We start from the raw sequence: 21,478 nt of genomic DNA, 5'->3' as shown, positions 1-21,478 counted from the left end.
TAAATAGAGCATAATGCATACGCCCATAAGACGGAAGTTGGTCACTTCCGTCTTTTCTTTTGCCAATTTTAGCCATGCCGCGTCGTCATTAAGTTGCCCTAATTTGTGGATATAAATAAAATATTGACAAGGTAATTGCCAAGCAGCAATCCGCCGAGCCGAGATCATCCATTTGCGAACGATTTTCAGAAATTTCTGCTTGGAAAAAGCTTGAAATTGCCAGGTCGCCGCTTACAAGCAGCTTGGCACAGACCAATTACTTGAAAAAAACCTCAAGAAAATTGTAAAATTTTAGGAATATCGATTGTATAATATCCAATGTGTGAACACTTTCAAAAAGGAAAATAAGGAAGGATTTCAATGAAAAAGAGACGCATCAAACACTTTAAGTCAAACAAAGGCTTGGTAGCGGCTGAACTGGCCCTTTTGGCCACGGCTTCCGGCCTGGCATACGGCGGGGCCGGCTCAGTCAAGGCTGACGCGGTCGATGCCGGCAAGCCGGCGGCTACTGTCGTTGCCGCTAAGAGGGACAGCCAGCCTGCTGATAATGCCAACGCCGCGGCTGCCAATCCGGCCGACAGTACAAAGACTGCAGATGCGGCCAATGCCAACGCTGCAGATGCTGCAGACGCGACGACTGCAAATACAGCCAATGCAAAAGCTGCCAGCGATGCTAAGACTGCAACCAAGGCAGTGCAGGCGGCCAAGGTTCCGGATGTCCAAACCGCTTCAAAGGCGGTCACCGCGGCTAAGACGACTACGACCACGTCCAACCCAAAGAATGCCTTTGGGACGACGGCAGGCTCGACCTACTACTATGACGCCAATGGACAAGCAGTCAAGAGCCAGGTCTTCACGGTTAGCGGCAAGCAGTACTACGCTGACGCTAAGGGCCAGATTGCCAAGAACACGACCAAGACTTTGAACGGGATCAAGGTTTCCTTTGACAAAAAGGGGGCCGTCAACAACAAGGTTGACTACGCCCAGCTTTTGCGCGACCAGGTTGAATTCCTGACCGCGGTTGACTTGAAGAAGAACGTCAAGTACGACTGGACTGAAGCCAAGAACGGCTACCAGGAGTCAGCTGTCCACGAAATGGCCCAGCTCCTGGCTCAAAAGGACGTCAACGATGACGATGCCGTCATCTCCTCATTAATGGAAAAGAACAGCTCCATGCCAGGCAAGGTTTTGGCAACTTTGACCATGAACGTGGGGCAAAATGGCTACACGGCCAGCCAGTTCTCCAAGGCCCTGATCGCCAAGCTGGGCTCAGCTGACGCGACCAGCAGCGTGGTTGGCGCGGGCTACTACAACGGGACTTTGGCAGCCTTGATCTACCAAGCAGCCAGCCAGGCCAAAGCCAAGCAAGCCGCTTCAGCCATTTCAGCCGATGTAGTCAAGGCCTACAACTCAACGACTGTTGCTAAAGGCTTGACCGATGGCAGCAAGATGCCGGCAGCCGACTTGGCCAAATTGGTCAGCGGCGTATCAAGCAGCCTGCTGACGGGTCCAGAAGGGACCGCGATCAGCGACCAAGTCCTGACGACCATTGAAGCTGGTTTGGCTGGGGACGCTAAGGCCTTGACCGGCGTAAGCAACTACTACGATGACAAGGGCACGGCCTACCACTATGAATACTGGCTTGACGGCGCGGACAGCGCGGCTAAGCTGGCCAACTTCCTGGCGCTCAACAAGGGCGTCAAGTATGGGCAAAGCCTGAAGGTCAACTACTCAGCTACTTTGACCAAGGGCGAGGAAGCAACAGTTGAACCGGTCAACGAAACGCCAGCAAGCAAGAAGTCCAAGGACGAACTGGACTTGGCTTACCAGACTGGGACTGAAACCGGCTTGAAGTATGAGCCGGTCACGGTGCAGAAGATTGCCGGGATGACCAAGGACACCATCCGCGGGGTCGACATCTCAACCTACCAGGCTTTGATCAATGCCGGCGTGAAGTTTTATGACTTTAACGGCAAGGAAGCCAGCCTGATCAAGGTCCTGGCTGACGCGGGCGTCAACTGGATCCGCCTGCGGGTCTGGAACAACCCATACAACGCGGCCGGTCAAGGCTACGGCGGCGGGAACACCGATGAGGAAAGCCTGATCAAGATGGCTAAGGAAGCCAAGCAGTACGGCATGAAGCTTTTGGTCGACTTCCACTACTCTGACTTCTGGGCTGACCCAGCCAAGCAGCCATTGCCAAAGGCTTGGAAGAACTTGTCCGTCAACGCCTTGAACGAATCAATCTCTCTTTACACCAAGAAGGTCTTGCAGGACTTGGCGCGTGCCGGGGCTTCCGCGGATATGGTGCAGGTCGGCAACGAAGTTACCAACGGGGTCTTCGGCCTTTACACTGACCGTGACCACAACGGCACTTGGCAATCATTGTGGCTCAGCGCCAGCGGCGACCAAGCAGCCAAGTATTTGGCAACTGCCGCCAAGGCAGTCCGCGATGCCGCTCCACTGGCCAAGATCGCCGTTCAGCTGGAAACGCCAAACATCGACAAGTACCGGACGATTATGACCGTCTTGAAGAAGAATGGCGTTGACTACGACTACCTAGGGACTTCCTACTACCCATTCTGGTCAACGGGCAACGGCAACGGGACTTACAAGGGCAAGGACCTGGGGACTGGCGCCAACACGCCGGACAACCTGCTGGCCGTGGAACAGATGGCCAAGGAAGAATTTGGCAAGCCAACCGTCGTTCTGGAAACCGGCTGGCTCAACGTCGACTCAGAAGACGGCGACGGGGAAGGCAACTCAGTCAACAGCGTGCCAAGCGGCGTTAAATACGCGGCCAGCCCACAAGGACAAGTCGACGAAATGACCGACATGTACAAGGCGATTGTCGCTGGCGGCGGCTTGGGCGCCTTCTACTGGGAGCCAGCCCAAATTCCTGTCAAGGCCGGCAACGAAAACTGGAACTACAACGACCAGATGTCCAACGCCATGGGCACTGGTTGGGCCGCTAAGTACGCGATCGGCTACGCGCCTGACTCTGTAATGTTCTACAACGGCAAGGAGACTTGGGGCGGCTCAACTTGGGACAACGTTGCCTTGTTTGACGACAAGGGCTACCCGTTGCAGTCATTGATGATGTACAAGGGCTTCCTTGACGGCTACAAGACGGCTTTTGAAAACACTGCTTCAGCCGCTGACGTCAAGCTCAGCGCGGTTTACGGCACTGACGGGGCCAGCGTGAAGGCTGAAAACCTCCTGAAGGCCGGCCAAAGCGTCACTTTGCCAAATTACCTGACCAGCGCCGCGGCTGAATACTTAAATGGGGTCAAGGGGACCGAAATCCCAAGCGCTTCCTTGAAGGCGGTCTTCAATGGCTTGGATGGCAACGCTGATGCCATTAAGGGCGCGTCCTTCACTGGCACTGATGGCAGCAAGTACCACTACGAGTACTGGCTTGAAGGCCAGACGGCCGCTGAAAAGCTGGCCAACTTCTTGAAGGCCAACGCGGGCGTCAAATACGGCGACCCAGTCAAGATCAATTACACTGCCACTCTGATCAAGGAAGATCCAAAGGAGGTCAGCGTAACCTCAACGGTTACCCCAGCTTTGACCAAAGTCTGGGGTCTGGACGGCGTCACGATTGACAAGCCGCTGACTGCTGGAGCTGCTTTGCCAGCCGAAGACGCCAAGTCGATCCAAGCCCTGGTGGCCAGCTACCTGACGGGCACTAAGGGGACGGCAATTTCCAGCTCGACCTGGGACAAGATCAAGACCGCCTTCAACACTGGCGTCAACGGCAACACGGTCTACACCGTTGCCTTTACGAGCAACAAGTCCACTTACCGCTATGTCTACTACCTTGACGGAACTGATTTGGAAAGCCTGAACAAGGATGCCAAGTATGGCGACCCAATCAAGCTGAACGTCAGCGCTTCATTGAAGTGGATCGGCAACATCTAATTTGAATTGAATCAAAAATGCTCAACAATGGCTGTTGGGCATTTTTTGAGAATTAGCGCATGCAGGCTAAAGAAATACATAGTCAGAAAAATAAAAGGAAAAATAGAGGGAAAAACTAATGAAGAAGCGGATTAAGCACTTTAAGTCCAACAAGAGTTTGACCGCGGCCGGCTTGGCCTTGCTTGCCACCGGCTTGGCCGTTGGCAACGCCAATGCCGTAAAGGCTGACGCGACTGCTGCCAGCGACAGCCAAAAGGTCGTTGCCGTTCAAGATGAACAGCCAGCCAACAGCAAGCAAGCAGCAGACAAAGCTAACGCTGCCGCGGCGGCTAAAACAAATACGCCGGCAAAAGCAGCTGTTGCAACTACTACCACTACTACCACTACTGCAACTAATGCTACAGCTGCCAATGCCGCAGCTAAGGCAACTGACACGGCGGCCAAGGCGAACGTTGCCACTAAGGCGGTTAAAGCGGCCAAGGCTCCAGCCTTGCAAACAGCGCAAAAGGCTGTCGCTGCTCAGCCAACCAAGAATGCCTTTAAGACGACCTCAGGCTTGACCTACTATTACGATGAAAACGCCAACGTCGTTAAGAACCGCTTCGTCACGGTCAATGGCCAGCAGTACTACGCTGATTCCACGGGCAAGATTGCCAAAAATACGACCAAAACCGTCAACGGGATCAAGGTTTCCTTTGCCAAAAATGGGTCCGTCAACAATGGCGTAGATCATGCCCAGCTTTTGCGCGACCAAACCGAATTCCTGACCGCGGTCAAGCTGAAGAAGGGGGCCAAGTACGACTGGACCGAATCCAAGAACGGCTATCAAGAAGACGCCGTCCACGAAATGGCCCAATTGCTGGCTCAAGGCGACGTCAAGGAAGACGGCGCCGTCATCTCCTCTCTGATGGAAAAGAACAACTCGATGCCTGGCAAGGTGCTGGCTTCTCTGACGGCCAACGTTGCTAAAAACAACGAGACTGCTGCCCAGTTTGCCAAGGACCTGGTAGCCAAGCTGGGGACGACCGACGCTGCCGGCAGCATCGTTGGGGCCGGCTACTATAACGGCACCTTGGCTGGCTTGATCTACAAGGTTGAAGCCGTCGCCCAGCCAAAGCAGGCTGCTTCCAGCCTGACGCCATCGGTCACCAAGGTCTACGGTCAAGACAAGGTCAGCGTCAAGAACGGCCTGAAAGACGGACAGGCATTTACCGCGGATGAAAGCAAGCAGCTGCTGGCCCGCATCTCGCCCGCCCTTTTGGCTGGCCCAGCCGGGACTGAGATCAGCCAGGAAGTGCTGACCGCAATTGAAGCCGGGATCGGCGGGGATGATTCAGCTTATGTCGGCACGACGGACTATTCTGATGCAGCCGGCAAGACTTACCACTACGCCTACCGGCTTGAAGGGGCAGACAGCGCGGGCAAGCTGGCCGACTTCTTGGCGCTCAACAAGGGCGTCAAGTATGGCGAGGCCATCAAGGCCAACTTTACCGCAACCCTGACTGAAGGAGCCGGGAATCACGATGACGCGGTCAATGAAACCCCAAGCAGCAAGAAGTCAGCGGATGAAATCACCGCGGCCTATCAGAACGGGACTGAAACCGGCTTGAAGTACGAGAGCGTCAAGGTTGAAAAAATCCCGGGCATGACCGACGACATGGCCCGCGGGGTAGACGTGTCAACCTACCAGGCCATGCTCAAGGCCGGCGTGAAATACTATGACTTCAACGGCAAGGAAGCCGACCTGTTTGACGTCTTGAAGGAAGCGGGCGTCAACTGGGTTCGCCTGCGCCTGTGGAACGACCCGTACAACGCTGATGGCAACGGCTACGGCGGCGGGAACAGCGATGAGGAAAGCTTGATTAAGACTGCCCTGCAGGCCAAAAAGTACGGGATGAAGGTCCTGCTGGACTTCCACTACTCCGACTTTTGGGCTGACCCAGCCAAGCAGCTTTTGCCTAAGTCATGGAAGAACCTGTCCAAGGCTGAATTGAATGAGTCCATTGCCCTTTACACCAAGAAGGTTTTGACCGACATGGCCAAGGCCGGCGTCGCGCCATCCATGGTACAAATCGGCAATGAAATCACCAAGGGCTGCTTCGGCTATGATGCCGACCAATTGACTGGCGGCGACTGGAACAAGTTCTGGCAAAGCGATTATGGCACGACCGTTGCTGGCTATTTGGCAACCGCGGCCAAGGCCGTCAGAACTGCTGACAAGGATGCCAAGCTTGCTGTTCAGTTTGAATCGCCAGACGTTGACCGCTACCGGATGATCATGACCGTTTTGAAGAATAACGGGGTTGACTACGACTACTTGGGCACGTCTTATTACCCATTCTGGGGCAGCGCCAACAACAATCCGGACAACCTGCTGAAGGTACAGGAAATGGCCAAAAATGAATTTGGCAAGCGGGTAGTCGTCATGGAAACCGGCTGGCTGAACAACGTCAATGACTCAGATGGCACCCACAACAATATCGGCTATGCGCCAGGCGACTATCCAGTTGGCCCGCAAGGGCAGGTCGATGAGCTGACTGCCCTCTACAAGTCACTGGTTCAGGGCGGCGGCGTTGGGGCCTTCTACTGGGAGCCAGCCCAAATCGCGGTCAGAGCCGGTTGGAACAGCTGGAATTACAACAAGCAGCTGGTCAATGTCTTTGGCACTGGCTGGGCTTCCAAGTATGTGATCGGCTACGCCCCTGACAGTGAAATGCATTACAATGGCCAGGAAACCTGGGGCGGGTCAACCTGGGACAACATGGGGCTTTTTGACGACCATGGCTACCCGCTGCAGTCATTGCTGGTCTACAAGGGCATGCTGAATGGCTATGTCTCCCCAGAAAATACGGCTTCAGCCGTAACGAACAAGATCAGCGCCGTTTACGGGACTGACGGGGTCAAGCTGCCAGAAGCCAATGTCTTAAAGGCAGGGCAGAGCGTAGTCTTGAATGACAATTTGAGTTCAGCGGCGGCCGTCTACTTGAACGGGATTAAAGGAACCGCAATCAGCGAAGGGGCACTGAAGGCCTTGTTCAATGGCTTGAGCGGCACGGCTGAAGCCATCAAGAGCGCCCAATTTACCGATGCTGACGGCAACAAGTACCATTGGGAATACTGGCTTGAAGGCCAGACGGCTGCTGAAAAGCTGGCCAACTTCCTGAAGGCCAACAGCGGCATTAAGTACGGGGATGCTTTGACGGCCAATTACACCGCAACTTTGATCAAGGACAAGCAGAACTCCGTGTCCGCGACTTCAAGCGCGGCTCCTGCCTTGACCAAGGTCTGGGGACTTGACGGCGTGACGATCGACAAGCCTTTGACCGCGGGAGCAGTCTTGCCGGAAGCCGACGTCAAGACGATCAATGGCCTGCTGGCAAGCAGCCTGACCGGCGAAAAGGGCACGGCTATCCCAAGCTCAGCCTGGGACAAAGTTAAGTCCGCTTTTGCCAATGGCGTCAACGGCAATGACGTCTTCACGGTTGCTTTTGACAGCGGGAGCAAGTCAACCTACCACTACGTCTACTACCTTGATGGCAGTGACCTGGCGGCCTTGAACAAGGACGCCAAGTACGGTGATCCGGTCAAGTTAAATCTGACCGCCTCATTGAAGTGGATTGCCAACTTGTAAAAAATGATAAACAAGCAAAACAGCTTAGATCGCGTGATCTAAGCTGCTTTTTTGGGGCGAAAATTCGCTATGGAAAAGATATTAAAAATATAGAAAATAAGATGATGTATGAGAAATAAAATCAGTCAATAGATGCAGCAAACAGTTATGGATTTCAAATATAAGAGGGGAGTGGCAAAAAGCGCTGCTTAATGTCTGTGGCGGGCGGCAACCGGTACAGCTCGTTCAGCCAATTGCCGGTAGCCTAATGCAAGCAGAATCACTGCTGTTGTCAAACCGATAAATTTGGATAAAAAAGTCATAACGATTACCTCCTTGAATAGTTTAAATGCTTGCTTTGCAACTTTTTTTGAAGTTGTATCTACATCATAGCCGGAGTCTGTGAACATCTGATGAACATTAAGCTAAGAAAAGATGTATTTGCGTTAAGCTTCTTAACTTTTCAGTCAAAAAGCAGCCTGGAGCTGACTCACTGTCATTAAGTTAAGGTATTGCCCTGCGGCGTTTTCCCACATTCGCTTGCCCAAAACAAGAACGCTCATCTAAATTAGATGAGCGTTCTAAGGCCTTGCCCAAAGTCAATGTCTTAGCTTAATGACATTGGAGCTGACTCTAGATTTTTTCGGTTAACGGAAGTTGGACTTAACGACGTACTTGCCAACAGCAACGATGTAGTACTTCTTGCCTTTAATCGTGACTGCTGAGCCATAGGTCTTGTGCTTGCTGTTCTTCTTCCAGGTCGTCTTGCCTGAGCGGACAGCCTTGCCCTTGGACTTCTTGTAGACGTAAGCGTTCTTCTTCAAAGTCCGCTGGGTCCCGTCGGCGTTTGCCGCAACGACAAAGGCGTTGGTGCCAACTTGGTAGTACTTCTTATTGTTCAAAGCAGCACTGGCCAAAGCGTAGAGCTTCTTGCCTTCAGCGTAGGAAACCATGGTCTTTTGCAAGTCCTTGGTGTAGGCGATAGAGCCGTGCTTCAAGGTAATGTACTTGCCGTCGGCGTTGACCGCGCGGACGTACTTGTTGGTCCCGATGCGGTAGAACTTGCTGCCGGCCAGGGTTACCTTTTCGTAAGCGTAAAGCTTCTTGCCAGGCTTGTAGCCTTCCTTGGTGGCCTTGGCGTTCTTGTCGTAGACCAAGGTGCCGACCTTCAAGGTGATGTACTTGCCGTCAACGTTTGAGGCTCTGATGTATTGGCTGGCCTTCTTGGAGATCTTGTAGAACTTGGTCGTCCCGCGGGTCAAAGTGCCATAGGTGGTAATCGTCTTGCCGGCCTTGATGGTCTTGACGCCCTTGATGCGAACGGCTTTGCTATTGTAAACGGCTGAGTTTCTTTGAACCTTCTTCTTGGCTACGGCATTGGTCGTAGTGATGTTGGTGTAAGACTTGCTTGGCAATGCCCCTAAAACCATGTCGGCCTTGAAGGCGTCAGTCCCCAAGCTGCTTACGACGAAGCTGGCGCTGCCTTTTCCGACCTTATAGGCACCGGTAAAGGTGTAGGTTACCTTGCCATTCTTGTCAGTGGTCGTCTTGGCCTTCTTGCCGTTTAAAGTCAGGTCGCTGTAAACGGCACTGTCCTTGTCTAGGCTGAAGCTGAGCGTGGTCAGCTTGCCATTCTTGATGACCACGTTCATCATGGTTGGCAGCAGGCTGGCTTCAGTTGAGTTGACGTTGCTGCCGACATCGTAGAATTCAGCACTGACAGCGTAAGTGCCATCGTGGTATTCAATGGACTTGGTCGTCTTGACTGCGGCAGAAGCAACGCCGGCGCTGACTGCTGGGGCCAGGCTGACAACGGAGGTTGCCAGTGACAGGGCAGTCAGCAAAGACTTAGTAATTTTTCGCAATTTTTACCTCCTAAGAACATAACACAATGATCTTTTCCGTTTTTTATTATCGTACTTAAAGGCACATTTGACAATAGAATCCGGCCCGTTTTCCGTTGCTGATTGGCAAAGTTTTTTCCTTTATATGTTGAAAAAATTGTCATATTTGTTTACGCTTGCAAAAGGTGCTAGGATTAACGTGAAAAGGTGAGAGCATTTTGCCTAAATGGTGGCCACATGCCAGATGGATCAGTTGCACAGTTAGCCCAAGAGAAGGGGGTAATTTGTCATGACCAGAACCCATGCCAAGAAAGCCTATCGCAAAGCCCGCCGCCAGCGGCAGCTAGCCTGCCCAAGCGGGAAGAAGGCCTTTAAGACCAAGTTTGACGCGGATCTGTTCCTCTACCGGGAGCAAGCCGCCATGCACTCGATGGAAATCAACCACGAGCACTGGCACAAGATGCCGATCCGGGCCTACCTTTGTCCATACTGCAAGCACTACCACGTGACCTCGATGTCGAGCGAGCGCTGGGAGCAGCTGCTCAAGCAGGAGCATTTGGATTGAGAAAAGCGAGCCAGCAAGCTGCTGGCCCGTTTTTTTGCTTATGGGTGCCTTATAGTATAATTGACTTAGAATTTTGCATAAAAACGGAAAGGAAAAGACTTATGGCAGAAAGAATCAACGCTTGTTTTTACGACATCGAGTCGCTGACCAATGCCTTTACCTTGTCCTGCTACCGGCCTGATGACGGCCGCGTCGACATCTATTACCTGGTTGATGACCCGGCCTTGATGGACGGGGACAGCATGGACTTCAAGAAAATGACGGCTGCCCGGATCCGGCAGAAGAACCAGAACTTTGCCGGCCAGGTCTACTACCAGAACCTGCAGGGGCAAAAGGCCAACGAGCGCCTGGCCATGACTTTTGGCGTCTCTGACGCCCATTACGTCAATGATCCAGACGCTGAATCCAGTTTTCCTGATGCCTTCCGTCCCATCTGCGACACTGACCCGGACTATCGCCCGGAAAAGGCGCCATGGCTGATGGGCTACAATTCCAGCAACTACGACCTGACCATGCTGGCCTACTACTTCAACTTGGTCTGGCAGCCTGGGGAAGACGGCAAGCGGTCCCGCTTCAAGCCCACGACCGCCAGAATCATGCGGGCCTTCAATGATGAGCTTTTTTCCGGCCGCTACATCGGCAACATGCGCCTCAGACTCTGGAATGACCAGACGCTGGGGATGATTGCCAAGAACTTCATCATGAGCGGACGGCAGATCGACGTGGCCCAGCTCAACGAGCGGCAAAGGCGGGTCGGTCTCAAGCGCCTGCTGGGGATGCTGGGCTGGCAGATCCTGGAAAGCGACAAATTGCGCCCAGGGACTGACCACTTGCGGAATGAAGACGAGCTGGCTGACTTGATTGCCTACAATGTCTCAGACGTCGTCAATTTAAAGGAGCTTTTCCTGCATCCCTTCTACCAGGGCCAGTTCATTTTGAAAAAGGGCCTGCTGGAACGCTACCCCGACTTGGTCTATGAGGAAAAAGGAAGCAGCTATCAGCCAAACGTCTCGCCTAAAGCGGTCAGAAAAGACCGGCTGACGATTGACTCAACTTCCGCCAACTTCGCCCGCAAGACCTTGTGCCCTTATGGTCGCTTGAAGGACAGCCGCTGCGTCTCCTTCCTGTATCCAGCCAAGGAGGTCTGCCAAAAGACCGGCGAAAAGCAGCGCGATATCCTGGAGGAAAGCCGGGACTTTTTCTACGGCTTGTTCAAAGAGCCTGACCTGCGCGAGAAGTTCGACCGGGTCTATGACTTTTACAAGCAGTTCGCGGGGAAGAACTTCAACCCCAGCAAGGAGTACCAAGAAGACTACGGGGACGAGGCCTTGCCAGTGGCTGATCTGGCCCAGCTGAAGACCGGCGACACCAACTTGTTTTACTATGAAAAAGATGGCCGGCCGTCGACTTGCTACATTACTTTTTCAATTGGGGGCCTGCATGGGTCGGAATACAACCGGGACTTGTTTGAAAAAGACCACCAGGCCTGGGAGCAAAAGACAGCGGATTTGGCTTACGTGAAGCGCAAGTTTCCTGATCCGCTGGCCCTGCGCCAGGCTAAGACCGTTGAACTGCCAGACGGGCGGGTGGAAAAATACAACGCCTTTTTGACCAGCAAGGCTACGATCAAGGCCATGTCGGCGGCTAAGCCCGAAGAGCTAGACCAGTTCTGGAAGGACTTCAAAGACGAAGAACCGGCAGTCTTCAAGCTGACAGGCGGCAAGGTCAAGCTAAACGAGCGCTACGCCTACACTTCCGCTGACCTGACCAACCACGAGGACTTTACCTCCTACTATCCAAACATGCTCCGCCGGCTGAATGCCTTTTACAACGAGAAGCTGGGGGAAGACCGCTACACGGCGATCTTCCAAAGAAAGCAGGAATTGGACGTCTTTCGCAAGGATCCCAAGGCCAGTCCGGAAGAGCGGCGGATGTACAATATCGAGCGGGAAGGGACCAAACTGATTCTGAATTCCGCCACTGGGGCGGCTGACCCGCGGGATGAGCATACGCCGTCGGTGATCCGGATGAACAACCGCATTCGCTCCATGCGGATTATCGGCCAGCTGTTCACTTACATGATTGGCCAGGCGCAGACCTACTACGGGGCCAGAATCGTTTCCACCAACACGGATGGCCTGTACTCAGTCTTGGAAAAAGGGCTGAACGATAAAATTCTGGCTGATGAAGCCAAGCAGATCGGGGTCGAGATTGAGCCGGAAGAGCTGTACCTGATTTCCAAGGACTCCAACAACCGGATGGAGCTGGCCAGTCCCGCCCTTGATGCCGCGGTGTTGTCCGCTTCCGGGGCCAGTCTGGCCTGCCGTAAGGACACTTCACCGACCAAGTCCTTGTCCCATCCGGCCATCATCGACTGGGCCTTGAGCGAATACCTGCGCCAGGCAGCCGCCAGCGGCACTTTGAGCGCCCACTTTGACCGCGAGCTTGGTCAAAAGATCATGGCCAAGATTCCAGCGGCCTTTCCAGACCCGGCCCACCGCCTGCGGATGTTCCAAAACGTGCTGGCCTCCAACCACAGCCGGGAAAAGGCCAGCTGCATCTTTGGGGTTGACCCGGCGGAAGCTTTTGACTTGGACGACCCTAGTCAAGTCTGCCCGGATCCCTTGATTATGCAGCGCTACAACCGGGTCTTCATCTGCAAGGATGACTCGCCTTTGACCGTGCACCTGTACGCGGCCACGGCCAAGAAGGTGACGCCGGCCATGCAGAAAAAGCGCCAGCGGGACGGGGAGCCTTTGCTGCAAGATGACCAGACCGCCCGCCTGGTGCTGGAGGCCAATGGCTTTAAGAACCTGGGCCGGGGAAGAGAGGCGGCCGTCAAGCGGATTCCAAACTTGAATCCGGCCTGGTTCATGCACCTGGAAAACCGGGCCATCAACTTACTGGACCCAGAAGCCGCCGGCCAGCTGCTGGACTCGCTTGACCTTGACAAGTACCTGGAGCTGGTGGAAAGCGCCTATGAGAACAATTGGCGCAATTTGACCCCAGCTGAGTAAGGCAGAAGGCCCGGTTTTTTGCTAAAATAGATAGGCCAAAAAAGATAAATTCGCTAATGCAGGCAAAAATAGCAGCAATTAATTCCAGGAAGAGAGGGGATCACTCGCGATGACCAAGAAGATTATGGACAAGGACGGCATCCGCCGGGCCTTGACAAGAATGAGCTATGAAATCGTTGAACGCAACCAGGGGACGGAAAATCTGGTCCTGATCGGGATCAAGACCCGGGGCTGGTATCTGGCCCAGCGGATCGCGGACCGCTTAAAGCAGATCGAAGGGCATGAGCTGCCAGTCGTCTCCTTGGATATTTCCGGCTACCGCGACGACTTGAGCCAGGAGGAAAAGGAAAAGGCCATGGAGAGCTTTGAAACGCCAGTCGACTTGACCGGCAAGACTGTCATCCTGGTCGATGACGTCCTTTATACGGGCCGGACCATCCGGGCGGCTTTAGACGCCATCATGGACCAGGGACGGCCAGCCAAGATCGCCCTGGCGGTCCTGATTGACCGCGGGCACCGGGAGCTGCCGATCCGGCCGGACTTTATCGGGAAGAATATTCCGACTGCCGCCAGCGAGGACGTGCAAGTCTACGTGCAGGAAACTGACGGCGAGGATGCCGTCAAGATCAGTGAAGGTGAATAGAGAATGGCAGAACAGTACTTTACAGAAAATCCAACCACGGCCCATGACGAGCAGCAGGTCAACTACCACTTGCAAGGGATCAGCCTGAATTTGACCACCGATGCCGGCGTTTTTTCCAAGAACCGGGTTGACTATGGGTCAGGAGTCTTGATTGAGCAGATGCTGGAGCAAGAGCCGGCAGCGGGCAAGATTCTGGACCTGGGCTGCGGCTATGGGCCAATTGGCCTGTTTGCCGCCAAAAAGTGGCCTGACCGGCAAGTGGACATGGTCGACGTCAATGAGCGGGCCCTGGCCTTGGCCAAGCGCAACGCGGCCGCCAACGGGGTCAAGAACGTCCAAATTTTTGCCTCAGACCGCTATGAGCAAGTTGCGGCAAGCGACTACGCCATGATCGTGACCAACCCGCCGATCCGGGCGGGCAAGAGCATCTGGTCAGCCATGATCGAGCAAGCCCCCCAGCACCTGGCTGCTGGCGGCCTGCTCTTGGTCGTGATCCAGAAGAAGCAAGGCGAGCCCAGTGCCCGCAAGCTGATGAAGGCCAAGTTTGGCAACTGCGAGATTTTGACCCGGGACAAGGGCTACTACATTTTAAAGAGCGTGAAGAACTGATGTATACGAGCGAAGAAAAGAAGCGCTACATGCAGCTGGCCTTTGCTGAGGCTGAAAAGGCCCGGGTCCAGGATGAGGTGCCGATCGGCGCCATCGTCGTGGGACCGGACGGAACCGTGATCGGGAAGGGCTACAACCGCCGCGAGCTGGATGAGGACGGGACGGCCCATGCCGAAATGCTGGCAATCCGCCAGGCCTGCCAGGCTCTTGACTCCTGGCGCCTGATCGACTGCAGCCTGTTCGTGACCCTTGAGCCTTGTGCCATGTGCGCCGGGGCCATCATCAACTCCCGGATCAAGGAAGTCTACTTCGCGGCTATGGACCCCAAGGCCGGCGCCGCGGGCAGCGTGGTGGACTTGTTTGCCGTTGAGAAGTTCAATCATCATCCGGCAGTGGTCCGTGGCTTGTTCAAGGAGCAGGGCGCCCAGATCTTAAAGGACTTCTTCCGCCAGATCCGGGCCAAGCAGAAGGCGGCCAAGGAAAAAGCGAAAAAAGCCCAAGAAAATGACTCAGAAAATTGCCAAACGGAGCAGTTTAAGATACAATAGTTGTCGGGCAATGTTTGTCTTCCGAAGCGTGTCAGGACCGGAAGGTAGCAGCACTAAGGTCGTTCAGGCATGTGCCCTTTATTTTGAAATCAACAAGCTCTTAGCTCCTCGGAGCTAGGAGCTTTTTTAATCGCAAGCAAAGGAGCAAGCAAAGAGAATGGCATATCAAGCTCTTTACCGGAAATGGCGGCCCCAGACCTTTGACGCGGTCGTCGGCCAAGAGGCTATTACTGATACCCTGAAGAACGCGATCAAGCGCGGCAAGGTTTCGCACGCCTTCCTGTTCGCCGGTCCCCGGGGGACGGGGAAGACCTCTTGTGCCAAGATTTTTGCCAAGGCCTTGAACTGCTTGAATCTGCAGGACGGGGAGCCCTGCAACGAATGCGCCAACTGCAAGGCGGCTGACGAAGGGGCCATGCCGGACATTCTGGAACTTGACGCGGCCTCCAACAACAGCGTGGAGGACATCCGCGACCTTTTGTCCAAGGTCAGCTACAGTCCCAACCAGGGCCGCTGCAAGGTCTACATCATCGACGAAGTCCACATGCTGACCATGTCAGCCTTCAACGCCCTCTTGAAGACCTTGGAAGAGCCGCCGGAGAGCGTGGTCTTTATCCTGGCCACGACCGAGCTGCAGAAGGTGCCGGCCACGATCATCTCCCGGACCCAGCGCTACAACTTCAAGCGCATCTCCAAGCAGGACCTGGTCAAGCGGATGAAATACATCCTGGATCAGGAAGGGATCAAGTATGAGGACAAGGCCCTGTCCGTCATTGCCCAAGTCGCTGACGGGGGGATGCGGGACGCCTTGAGCATCCTGGACCAGCTGCTGTCCTTTGAAAAAGAGCAGCTGCTTTACCAGGATGCCCTGGAAATCACCGGCTTTGCCGCCAGAGAGCAGATCGAAAAGATCCTGCTGGCCCTTTTTAAGGAAGACGCGGCCAGCGCCTTGACCTTAGCCAAGGAGGCGGCCAAGGACGGGGCCAGTCCCCAGAACATCTTAAGCGAAATCATCAACCTGGCCACGGAAGGGCTGCTGGCGGTCAAGACCCAGCAGGACAGCGGGAACTTCTTGACCCCAGACTTCTACCAGACCCTGCTGCAGGTGCGGGAAGGGCGCTTTTACCAGGTGATCGACCAGGCCAACGATGCCTTGAACAACCTCCGCTTCACCAACCAGCAGCAGATTCCGTTGGACGTCTTCCTGGTCAAGGCTGCCAGCGGCCAAAGCGTGCAAAAGGAGCCGGCCCAAAGCCAAGGATCAGTGGCCGTAGCCGCCGCTGACCCAAGACTGGCCCAGCAGGTCGACCAGCTGACCCAGCAGGTGCAGGCCTTGAGCCAGCAAGTCGCGCACCTTAGCCAAGGGCGGGCGAATGGCGGGGGCAGCCTGAGTCCAAATCATGTCTTCAGGCTTAACCAGACCTTGTTTGACGACAAGAAGAAGCAGGAACTCTTGAGCAGCCGCGCCCAGCTCGGCCAAGGCAAGGCGGCTGCCCCAAGTCCGCGGTCTTTCAAGTCCTCAAGCGCGGACGTCAATGCCGTTTTAGCCGCCGCGACCCGGGCTGACTTGGAAGAAGCCAAGAACTTGTGGGAGCGGGACCTGCCGTCGGAATTGACGGGGCCAGACCAGGCAGCCTTGAAATTCCTGGAGCCAATCGCGGCCGGGAACGGAAAGATGCTGCTGAAGGTCAAGAACGATGCTTGGCAGGTCGGTCATGACCCAGACGGCTTTTTGACCGAGCTGAAGGACCTGCTGGAGCGCTTCACCAAGACCCCATGGACCTTGGCCCTGGTCGAGGAAGCAGAATGGCCAAGCATCCGCCAAGCCTTTATCAAGGAGCACTTCGCCAAGAAGAAGCCGGCCCCAGCTGATTCGCCAGCCGAGCAGCCAGCTGCAGAGGCAACGGCTGCGGAAACAGGACCCGTGCCGCCGGAAGCACCGGCAGAAGCAGAGCCGGAAGTGGAGCCAGATAATTCCGATGTCGTGGACAAGGCCCGGGAAGTCTTCGGCGACCTGGTTCAGGTAAAAGATTAACGATTCGTAAATATTGCAAAAAATCGCAAAAACCGGGCTTTTTGCTCTAGGAAAAGTCCGGATTAGCGCTAAAATATTGTCATAAAAGGAGTAATTTACAATGAGTAGAAGACCAGCTTTCCCAGGCATGGGCGGCATGAACATGCAACAAATGATGAAGCAAGCCAAGAAGCTTCAAGAACAGATGGCCCAAGAACAGCAGACCATCACTGAGCAGGAATTCGTTGGCAAGTCAGCTGACGACATGGTGGTTGCCACTTTCACCGGTGACCGGCACTTGAAGGAGATCGCCATCAAGCCGGACGCCATTGACCCGGACGACCCTGACATGCTGCAGGATTTGATCATTGACGCCGTCAACAAGGGCTTGACCCAAATCGACCAAGCTACCCAAGCCAGCTTAGGCAAGTACACGAAAGGCCTGATGTAATTTGCAGTACCCATTGCCCATTGCCCATTTGATCGATTCATTCATGAAGCTGCCCGGGATCGGGGAAAAGACCGCGACCCGGCTGGCTTTTTACGTGATGGACATGCCTGAGGGCGACGTCAAGGAATTTTCAGAGGCCCTGGTGGACGTGAAGCAGAAATTGACGACCTGTTCAGTCTGCGGCAACATCACTGAGCATGACCCCTGCGAGATCTGCACCAATCCCAACCGCGACCGGTCAACGATCATGGTGGTGGAAGAGCCCAAGGACGTCATGGCTTTTGAGAACATGGGCGAGTACAACGGCTTGTATCACGTGCTGCATGGCGTTTTGTCGCCGATGGACGGGATTGGGCCGGAAGAGATCAACATCAAGTCGCTGATCGTCCGCCTGCAGAAGAACGACGCGGCCAAGGAGGTCATCCTGGCCTTGAATTCAACGCCTGAAGGCGAATCGACTTCAATGTATATCAGCCGGCTGATCAAGCCGGCCGGAATCAAGGTGACGCGCTTGGCGGCCGGCCTGGCCGTTGGCTCTGACATTGAATATGCCAACCTGATCACGCTCAAGCGCGCGGTACAAGGAAGGACGGAACTCTGATGTCAAAAAGAAGATCCGACAAGATCAAGCAAGCAGAAGATGCCAAATTGATGGCCGCGGTGGAGAAGATCCAGCAGGAAATCAGCCTGAACAAAGGCCTGGACAATACCACCCTGGACATGTCTGACGACAACATCATCACTGACAAGGTATTGCGGGCAGAGTATGCCTTCTTGTACGATGAAGCCCGCTACCGGCACGCGAGCTACACCGGCGTGACCAACGCGATTTCCCAATGATTGAGCGGGAGCAGAATATCTCTAACGAATAATTAAAGGCTTCTAGAAGTGAAAAACTTCTGGAAGCCTTTTTTATGTATTTCAAATCACAGCAGCAAGCTGCTGAAGCTCAAAAGTCCCTAACTGCCATAATAACATTGAGTTTTTTCCTGTCCTTTGGACCAACCCCCTAGATTTGGTACAAGATATGACTGTAAATACTAGCGATAGTTCTGTAAAATAGAACGTAGAATATCGGAAGGAATATGCAGCAAAATGACAGGATATTTTATTACTTTTGAAGGCCCAGACGGCGCTGGCAAGACGACCGTGATCAATGAAGTCGTCAAGCAAATCCAAGCTTCCTGCAAGCGGCCGATTCTGGTGACCAGAGAGCCCGGCGGCTCCAAGATCGCGGAAAAGATCCGCCAGATCATTCTGGATCCCGCCAACACGGAAATGAACGCCAAGACTGAGGCCCTCCTTTACGCGGCCAGCCGGTCTCAGCACGTCAGCGAGATCATTGAGCCGGCCTTGAAGCGCGGGGACCTGGTAATTTCCGACCGCTTCGTTGACTCATCCCTGGCTTATCAAGGCAAGGGGCGGGGCCTGGGCATCGAGCAGGTGCAGGCGATCAACGACTTCGCGACGGGCCACCTGCAGCCGGATTTGACGATCTTTTTGGATCTTGACCCGCGCCTTGGCCTGGCCCGCATCAGCCGGGCAAGAGCAGGCACGGAAGACCGCCTGGAGCAGGAAAAGCTGGCCTTTCACCAAGAGGTCTATGCTGGCTACCAGGAAGTCAACGCCCTGCACCCAGACCGGGTCAAGCTGGTGGATGCCAGTCAGGAATTGCCACAAGTCGTGGCGGCAAGTGTTAAACTAATTGCAAGCACCTTACCAGAGATTTTTGAAAAGTAAGAAGCAGGCCTGCCAGACAGGCTTGCCAGACAAGGGGGATTTGCTTATGAAAATGATTATCGCCATCGTGCAGTCAGAAGACGCCAGCCGCCTGCAGGCGGCATTTGTCGATCATAACATTAGGGCGACCAAGCTGTCGTCAACGGGCGGCTTTTTGCGGGAAGGCAACACCACTTTCCTGGTCGGGATTGCCGACGACAAGGTTGAAGAAGTCCTAAGCGTGATCAAGAAGCATTCTGAGCAGCGCGAGGAATTGATTACGCCGGGCCTGCACCCGGGAATCTCCTTTGAGCAGCAGATCGAGCCGGTCAACATTACTGTGGGCGGGGCCACGGTCTTTGTCCTGCCGGTTGACCGCTTTGAGCAGTTCTGATGATTGACATCAAGAAGGTGGGCCAGGACCAGGCTCAATTGCTCAAGCAGGCCGCTGACAAGGACCAGCTCTCGCATGCTTACCTTTTGGCAGGCAATGACGAGGAACTGGCGGTCAACACGGCCTATTGGCTGATCTGCTACCTGAACTGCATGGGCGTCCAGAAGCCAGATGGAACCTGTGCCAACTGCCGGCGGATCTTGGAAGGCAACCACCCCGACATCCGCTTGGTTGACGTGCCGGACAAGCGGCAGACCATTTCAATTGACCAGGTCCGGGAATTGAAGCAGGAATTGATGAAGCGGCCCGCGGAAGGAACCTACCGCTTTTTCATCATTAACCATGCCCAAGCCCTGACCCTGCCGGCCGCCAACGGTCTGCTCAACCTCCTGGAAGAGCCGATCGCCCCGGTGATTACTTTTCTGGTGGCCAATAACGTCAACCAGATTCTGCCAACGGTCAAGTCAAGAACGCAGATCATCAATTTCAGCCAGGTTCAGGTCAGCGACCGGACCAGCTTCTTGCTGGAGAACGGGCTCAGCCAGGAGGAAATCGACCAGCTGGGCGAGACCGCGGCTTTTGACCGTCAGCTTAAGTCCTTTTACCAAGAGCTGCAGGGGCAGGATTCGCTTTCGCTGATTACGGCCCACCAGCTGGCGGCCAGCGTCAAGAAGCAGAAGCAGGCCAGCGGGGTCTTGGAGAAGTACGTCTGGATCATGCTCAAGCGCTGGGCCGACGAGGACCTGGACCAGGCTGCCCTGCGGCCGGTCGCGGCCAGCCTGTTGACCGACTTGATGAAAATCGACCAGATGCGGCAGAGCAACGTGAACTTTTTAAGCAGCTTGGACTATTTGGCCTTGCAGCGGCAGAAATGAAGGCAGGTAACGGAATGGATCCATATTCAAAATTGCAGCAGCTTCAGCAGCAGATGGAGCGCATGGTGAAGAGCATCTCTTCCCTGCAGCAGGAAGTGCTGGAGACGCTGAAGGAAAACACGGAATTAAAAGTTGAAAACCAGCTCCTGCGCGAGAAACTGGACAAGATGTCCGTCAACCGTCCGGAGCATGAGGGCAAGACGCCAAGCGGCATTGAAACCTTGAAGCAGATCTACAAGTCGGGTTACCATATCTGCAACATGTACTATGGCACCCACAAGGATCCAAGCGCCGATTGCATGTTTTGCCTGGACATTTTAGATAATTTTGGAAAGAAGACAGGTCACAAATAATGCAGATTCAAAGCAGCTACGGGGATGAACAGGCAGGCAAGCTCTACTTGGTGCCAACGCCAATCGGCAACCTGGAGGACATGACCATTCGGGCCAAGAAGGTCCTGCAGCAAGCTGACTATATCGCCGCCGAAGACACCCGGACCAGCGGGATCATGCTGGACCGGTTGGGCATCCACAACAAGATGGTGGCCTTCCACAAGTTCAACTCCAAGGAAAAGGCGCCAGAGCTCATCAAGTTGATGCGGGAAGGGGCCGTGATTGCCGAAATCAGTGATGCCGGAATGCCGGTCATTTCTGATCCCGGCTTTATTTTGGTCCAGGAATGCATCAAAAACGACATTCCAGTCGTTCCGCTGCCAGGTCCGTCCGCTTTCGCGACGGCCTTGATCGCTTCCGGCTTTGACGCCCAGCCCTTTACCTACTATGGCTTTTTGCCGCGCAAGAGCAGCCAGCAAAAGCCCTATTTTGAGCAGATGAAGCAGGCCATGGCCACCTCGATTTTCTATGAGGCGCCCCACCGCCTGGTCAAGACCTTGGAAACGGCCGCGGCGGTTTTTGGCCCGGACCGGCAGATCGTATGTGCCCGGGAATTGACCAAGATTCATGAAGAATTCGTTCGCGGGAGGATTCAGGAAGTGCTGGACCACTTCCAGGAAGTCGCTCCCCGGGGTGAATTCGTCGTGCTCGTTGCTCCGGCCACTGAAGCAGTCCAAGCCCTGAGCTGGGATGACCTGGTCAAGCTGGTGCAGGAGCTGACTGAAAAGGGCGTGTCCAAGAAGGACGCCATCAAGCAGGTGGCCAAGGAGAACAAGGTTTCCAAAAACGAGCTTTATGACCGCTACCACCAGAAGTAGTGCTTTTGGCTTGTGCTAAACTAAAGATTAGATTGCAATCAAGATGAGGCATGCA

17 protein-coding genes and 1 other RNA gene are annotated in these 21,478 nt (G+C 54.5%); 17 read left to right on the top strand and 1 reads right to left on the bottom strand.

The features are described 5' to 3' along the window. The first annotated feature begins 360 nt into the window (after positions 1 to 360). Complete coding sequence (locus OCH80_RS05250; protein WP_404538570.1) at positions 361 to 3,924, top strand: glycosyl hydrolase 53 family protein; 3,564 nt, start codon at positions 361 to 363, stop codon at positions 3,922 to 3,924. Positions 3,925 to 4,042: 118 nt separating this feature from the next. After that, a complete protein-coding gene (locus OCH80_RS05245) occupies positions 4,043 to 7,555 on the top strand; it encodes an arabinogalactan endo-beta-1,4-galactanase (RefSeq protein WP_404538567.1) in 3,513 nt (1,170 codons plus the stop codon). 626 nt (positions 7,556 to 8,181) lie between these two features. Here the strand turns inward: OCH80_RS05245 and OCH80_RS05240 are convergent. Next, on the bottom strand, positions 8,182 to 9,399 hold the full coding sequence (locus tag OCH80_RS05240; RefSeq protein WP_404538565.1) for an SLAP domain-containing protein: 1,218 nt from the start codon (positions 9,397 to 9,399) through the stop codon (positions 8,182 to 8,184). A 268-nt stretch (positions 9,400 to 9,667) separates the two neighbouring features. Between OCH80_RS05240 and OCH80_RS05235 the strand changes: the two genes are divergently transcribed. From OCH80_RS05235 to rsmI, 15 genes are all read left to right on the top strand, one after another. Further along, positions 9,668 to 9,943, top strand: a complete 276-nt coding sequence (locus tag OCH80_RS05235) for a hypothetical protein (RefSeq protein WP_404538562.1) — start codon at positions 9,668 to 9,670, stop codon at positions 9,941 to 9,943. A gap of 101 nt (positions 9,944 to 10,044) precedes the next feature. Continuing rightward, complete coding sequence (locus tag OCH80_RS05230) at positions 10,045 to 12,960, top strand: hypothetical protein (protein WP_404538559.1); 2,916 nt, start codon at positions 10,045 to 10,047, stop codon at positions 12,958 to 12,960. A gap of 109 nt (positions 12,961 to 13,069) precedes the next feature. After that, complete coding sequence (pyrR, locus tag OCH80_RS05225; RefSeq protein WP_404538556.1) at positions 13,070 to 13,603, top strand: bifunctional pyr operon transcriptional regulator/uracil phosphoribosyltransferase PyrR; 534 nt, start codon at positions 13,070 to 13,072, stop codon at positions 13,601 to 13,603. A 3-nt stretch (positions 13,604 to 13,606) separates the two neighbouring features. Beyond that, complete coding sequence (locus tag OCH80_RS05220) at positions 13,607 to 14,212, top strand: class I SAM-dependent methyltransferase (RefSeq protein ID WP_154548206.1); 606 nt, start codon at positions 13,607 to 13,609, stop codon at positions 14,210 to 14,212. Continuing rightward, the gene (gene tadA, locus OCH80_RS05215; protein ID WP_154548204.1) at positions 14,212 to 14,760 is read left to right on the top strand and encodes a tRNA adenosine(34) deaminase TadA; all 549 of its coding nucleotides are present in this window, start codon (positions 14,212 to 14,214) and stop codon (positions 14,758 to 14,760) included. Before OCH80_RS05220 ends, tadA begins: the two co-directional genes overlap by 1 nt. A gap of 1 nt (position 14,761) precedes the next feature. Beyond that, positions 14,762 to 14,843: signal recognition particle sRNA small type (ffs, locus tag OCH80_RS05210), an RNA gene on the top strand. Between the two features lie 74 nt (positions 14,844 to 14,917). Beyond that, on the top strand, positions 14,918 to 16,795 hold the full coding sequence (gene dnaX, locus OCH80_RS05205; RefSeq protein WP_404538551.1) for a DNA polymerase III subunit gamma/tau: 1,878 nt from the start codon (positions 14,918 to 14,920) through the stop codon (positions 16,793 to 16,795). 100 nt (positions 16,796 to 16,895) lie between these two features. Further along, on the top strand, positions 16,896 to 17,225 hold the full coding sequence (locus OCH80_RS05200) for a YbaB/EbfC family nucleoid-associated protein (protein ID WP_154548200.1): 330 nt from the start codon (positions 16,896 to 16,898) through the stop codon (positions 17,223 to 17,225). Between the two features lies 1 nt (position 17,226). After that, positions 17,227 to 17,826, top strand: a complete 600-nt coding sequence (gene recR / locus OCH80_RS05195; RefSeq protein WP_154548198.1) for a recombination mediator RecR — start codon at positions 17,227 to 17,229, stop codon at positions 17,824 to 17,826. Beyond that, on the top strand, positions 17,826 to 18,065 hold the full coding sequence (locus OCH80_RS05190; protein ID WP_154548196.1) for a YaaL family protein: 240 nt from the start codon (positions 17,826 to 17,828) through the stop codon (positions 18,063 to 18,065). The genes recR and OCH80_RS05190 overlap by 1 nt, the downstream gene beginning before the upstream one ends. A 255-nt stretch (positions 18,066 to 18,320) precedes the next feature. Then, positions 18,321 to 18,965, top strand: a complete 645-nt coding sequence (gene tmk, locus OCH80_RS05185) for a dTMP kinase (RefSeq protein WP_404538546.1) — start codon at positions 18,321 to 18,323, stop codon at positions 18,963 to 18,965. 46 nt (positions 18,966 to 19,011) lie between these two features. Continuing rightward, positions 19,012 to 19,338: a cyclic-di-AMP receptor gene (locus OCH80_RS05180; RefSeq protein WP_154548192.1), complete on the top strand. Its 327-nt coding sequence runs from the start codon at positions 19,012 to 19,014 to the stop codon at positions 19,336 to 19,338. Next, a complete protein-coding gene (locus tag OCH80_RS05175) occupies positions 19,338 to 20,213 on the top strand; it encodes a DNA polymerase III subunit delta (RefSeq protein ID WP_404538543.1) in 876 nt (291 codons plus the stop codon). The genes OCH80_RS05180 and OCH80_RS05175 overlap by 1 nt, the downstream gene beginning before the upstream one ends. A 14-nt stretch (positions 20,214 to 20,227) precedes the next feature. Further along, positions 20,228 to 20,566, top strand: a complete 339-nt coding sequence (yabA, locus tag OCH80_RS05170; RefSeq protein WP_154548188.1) for a DNA replication initiation control protein YabA — start codon at positions 20,228 to 20,230, stop codon at positions 20,564 to 20,566. Next, positions 20,566 to 21,423, top strand: coding sequence for a 16S rRNA (cytidine(1402)-2'-O)-methyltransferase (gene rsmI, locus OCH80_RS05165; RefSeq protein WP_154548186.1), 858 nt, complete (start codon positions 20,566 to 20,568; stop codon positions 21,421 to 21,423). Before yabA ends, rsmI begins: the two co-directional genes overlap by 1 nt. Positions 21,424 to 21,478 lie beyond the last annotated feature (55 nt).

Origin of the sequence: Lactobacillus sp. 23-2 (assembly GCF_044902225.1) — a bacterium.
GTDB classification, from domain to species: Bacteria; Bacillota; Bacilli; order Lactobacillales; family Lactobacillaceae; genus Lactobacillus; species Lactobacillus absianus.
The sequence above is the reverse complement of the archived record's forward strand: the minus strand, read 5'-3'. Positions and strand labels throughout refer to the sequence as shown.

What these genes read in the sequence shown, in the direction of transcription:
- OCH80_RS05245 (WP_404538567.1), top strand. Translation starts at nt 4,043, where the DNA reads ATGAAGAAGCGGATTAAGCACTTTAAGTCCAACAAGAGTTTGACCGCG.
- dnaX (WP_404538551.1), top strand. Translation starts at nt 14,918, where the DNA reads ATGGCATATCAAGCTCTTTACCGGAAATGGCGGCCCCAGACCTTTGAC.
- OCH80_RS05190 (WP_154548196.1), top strand. Translation starts at nt 17,826, where the DNA reads ATGTCAAAAAGAAGATCCGACAAGATCAAGCAAGCAGAAGATGCCAAA.
- tadA (WP_154548204.1), top strand. Translation starts at nt 14,212, where the DNA reads ATGTATACGAGCGAAGAAAAGAAGCGCTACATGCAGCTGGCCTTTGCT.
- OCH80_RS05180 (WP_154548192.1), top strand. Translation starts at nt 19,012, where the DNA reads ATGAAAATGATTATCGCCATCGTGCAGTCAGAAGACGCCAGCCGCCTG.
- OCH80_RS05220 (WP_154548206.1), top strand. Translation starts at nt 13,607, where the DNA reads ATGGCAGAACAGTACTTTACAGAAAATCCAACCACGGCCCATGACGAG.
- OCH80_RS05200 (WP_154548200.1), top strand. Translation starts at nt 16,896, where the DNA reads ATGAGTAGAAGACCAGCTTTCCCAGGCATGGGCGGCATGAACATGCAA.
- OCH80_RS05175 (WP_404538543.1), top strand. Translation starts at nt 19,338, where the DNA reads ATGATTGACATCAAGAAGGTGGGCCAGGACCAGGCTCAATTGCTCAAG.
- OCH80_RS05230 (WP_404538559.1), top strand. Translation starts at nt 10,045, where the DNA reads ATGGCAGAAAGAATCAACGCTTGTTTTTACGACATCGAGTCGCTGACC.
- rsmI (WP_154548186.1), top strand. Translation starts at nt 20,566, where the DNA reads ATGCAGATTCAAAGCAGCTACGGGGATGAACAGGCAGGCAAGCTCTAC.
- OCH80_RS05235 (WP_404538562.1), top strand. Translation starts at nt 9,668, where the DNA reads ATGACCAGAACCCATGCCAAGAAAGCCTATCGCAAAGCCCGCCGCCAG.
- tmk (WP_404538546.1), top strand. Translation starts at nt 18,321, where the DNA reads ATGACAGGATATTTTATTACTTTTGAAGGCCCAGACGGCGCTGGCAAG.
- pyrR (WP_404538556.1), top strand. Translation starts at nt 13,070, where the DNA reads ATGACCAAGAAGATTATGGACAAGGACGGCATCCGCCGGGCCTTGACA.
- OCH80_RS05250 (WP_404538570.1), top strand. Translation starts at nt 361, where the DNA reads ATGAAAAAGAGACGCATCAAACACTTTAAGTCAAACAAAGGCTTGGTA.
- yabA (WP_154548188.1), top strand. Translation starts at nt 20,228, where the DNA reads ATGGATCCATATTCAAAATTGCAGCAGCTTCAGCAGCAGATGGAGCGC.